The following is a 2,048-nucleotide window of genomic DNA, read 5'->3' on the forward strand; positions in this document are numbered from 1 at the left end:
GAGCACCACCGGCAGCGCGATCATGAAGGCGGCCATGAACAGGATCTTGATCGGCACGACAAAGGGCGAGATCACGTTGGTGGCGATCAGCGTAGCGCCCTTGGGCAGCGCGGCAACCAGCGGCGCGGCCAGGATGTCGTAGAGCGCGCCCGGGCCCGGGAAGATCGCGAGCACGGCAGCCGCGATGCCGACGGCAATCACCGCTTTGATCATCCGGTCGCGCAGCTCCATCAGGTGCTGCACAAAGGGCTGCTCGGTGCCCGCGAGTTCGTCGGGCTTGTCGGTGTGGGGGTCGCTCATGGGGAGGAAGGTGTGCGCTGGGTGGGTTGCGCCGGTATGCGCGCCTGGCTGGAAAGATCAGTGTGGCAAGTCAAAGCGGGCGGCCCGGCTGCGGGCGGAACCGCGCCACGCGCGCCGCGCCGGACTGCGCCCGGGTGCGCACGCCCGAACGGGCCTTGTACCACTGGGGCGTCGCGCCCTGCTTGAGGCGCCACTTCTTTTTCGGGTGTTTGTATTCGGGGAAGATTTCCATGCCGGGCAGGCTGGCAGAAGAGGATGAATCGCCCGTCGCCTCGGCCCATGATTTTTCAAAATCGCTGGCGTTGGTCTGGATGGAGTTCTCCACGTCGCGGGCCGCGCCCTCGACGGTTTCCTTCATCTTCTTGAGCTCGTCGAGCTCCATGGAGCGGTTGACTTCGTTCTTGACGTCGGCCACATAACGCTGGGCCTTGCCCAGCAGCGTGCCGACGGTGCGCGCCACGCGCGGCAGCTTCTCCGGGCCGATCACGATCAGCGCGACTGCGCCTATCAGCGCTATTTTGGAGATGCCGAGGTCAATCAGGGAATATCAAATCACGCGGCCGTAAGGCCATGACGCCACCACACACACGCAATTTCCCGCCGGGCCGCCCCAAGGGAAATTAGCCCCCTCGGGGGGCAGCGTAGTACGCGAAGCGACAAGCGTGGGGGCCATGTTCAGGACTTTTGCTTGGCTTCGACGTCGATCGTCGTCTTGTCGGCGGCTTGTGCGTTCGTCGTCACGCTGGCAGGCGGCACGGGCACGTCGGCGGGCGTCTGGCTGCCGTCTTTCATGCCGTCTTTAAACCCCTTGACGGCGCCGCCGAGGTCGCTGCCCATGTTTTTCAGCTTTTTGGTGCCGAAAACCATCACCACGATCAACAGCACGATCAGCCAGTGCCAAATGGAAAATGAACCCATGATTTGCTCCTAATCTGGAAATTGTGAGGTGTCAGTGCAGATAAATGCAAAAACTTGCGGAATTGCCGGTTTGCACGGAACTGGCTTGATTCTAAAGGCCAGCCCTGTCAGGACGCTGAGTACACACATTGCCCTACCGGGTTAGTGTGGCGGCGGGCGCCGGGGTTCCGTTTGGCTTTGTAACCCGCCTAGCCCGCGCCGCGACGGGCCGCCCCGAGCAAGCGACGCCCCCTCGGGGGGCAGCGCAGTACGCGAAGCGACAAGCGTGGGGGCTAACCTTTCAGCCACGGGCGTGGGCCGCCAATCACGTGGAAATGTAAGTGATGCACTTCCTGCCCGCCTTCCGCGCCCGTGTTCGTCACGATGCGGTAGCCGCCTTCCGGGTACGGGTTGCAGCCCTGCTCCATCGCCAGCTTCGGGGCCAGCGCCATCAGGCGGCCCAGCATCGCGGCGTGTTCAGGGCCGATTTGCGCCATCGAGGGGATGTGCTCCCTGGGGATGATCAGGAAATGCACCGGCGCCCAGGGGTTGATGTCGTGAAAGGCGAAAAATTCGCCGTCTTCGTACACCTTGCGGCTGGGGATGGCGCCGGCGGCGATCTTGCAGAAGAGGCAGGTGTCTGAGTGGCTCATGCTGGGGTCAACCCGATAAAAAAGATTTAAGTGGGCCTGTGGCTGTTAAAACGCATCCAGCCGCGGATGCAGCGGTACAGGTACCAGAACCAGACCACGGTGTAAGCAATGGCGCCCGGGAAGAAGAACAGCAGCCACAGCGGCGACAGCAACACCAGCCAGACCAGCGTCCACCAGAAGGTGCGGATCATGTAGTTG

General features: G+C 62.9%; 4 protein-coding genes. All 4 read right to left on the reverse strand.

Annotated elements, in window-relative coordinates; translation table 11 throughout:
- Positions 1 to 300, reverse strand: a 300-nt coding sequence (locus O9335_RS06785; protein WP_298385497.1) for a twin-arginine translocase subunit TatC, incomplete at its 3' end; no start/stop codon positions are given.
- Between the two features lie 70 nt (positions 301 to 370).
- A complete protein-coding gene (tatB, locus tag O9335_RS06790; protein WP_298385506.1) occupies positions 371 to 841 on the reverse strand; it encodes a Sec-independent protein translocase protein TatB in 471 nt (156 codons plus the stop codon).
- 134 nt (positions 842 to 975) lie between these two features.
- Positions 976 to 1,218, reverse strand: coding sequence for a Sec-independent protein translocase subunit TatA (gene tatA / locus O9335_RS06795; RefSeq protein WP_298385500.1), 243 nt, complete (start codon positions 1,216 to 1,218; stop codon positions 976 to 978).
- Between the two features lie 272 nt (positions 1,219 to 1,490).
- On the reverse strand, positions 1,491 to 1,850 hold the full coding sequence (locus tag O9335_RS06800; RefSeq protein WP_298385503.1) for a histidine triad nucleotide-binding protein: 360 nt from the start codon (positions 1,848 to 1,850) through the stop codon (positions 1,491 to 1,493).
- Positions 1,851 to 2,048: the final 198 nt, after the last annotated feature.

The sequence above is a fragment of the Inhella sp. genome (genome assembly GCF_027532025.1).
Classification (GTDB): domain Bacteria; phylum Pseudomonadota; class Gammaproteobacteria; order Burkholderiales; family Burkholderiaceae_C; genus Inhella.

Excerpts from the sequence above, each read along its gene's own strand:
- tatA (WP_298385500.1), bottom strand. The coding sequence starts at position 1,218 with ATGGGTTCATTTTCCATTTGGCACTGGCTGATCGTGCTGTTGATCGTG.
- O9335_RS06800 (WP_298385503.1), bottom strand. The coding sequence starts at position 1,850 with ATGAGCCACTCAGACACCTGCCTCTTCTGCAAGATCGCCGCCGGCGCC.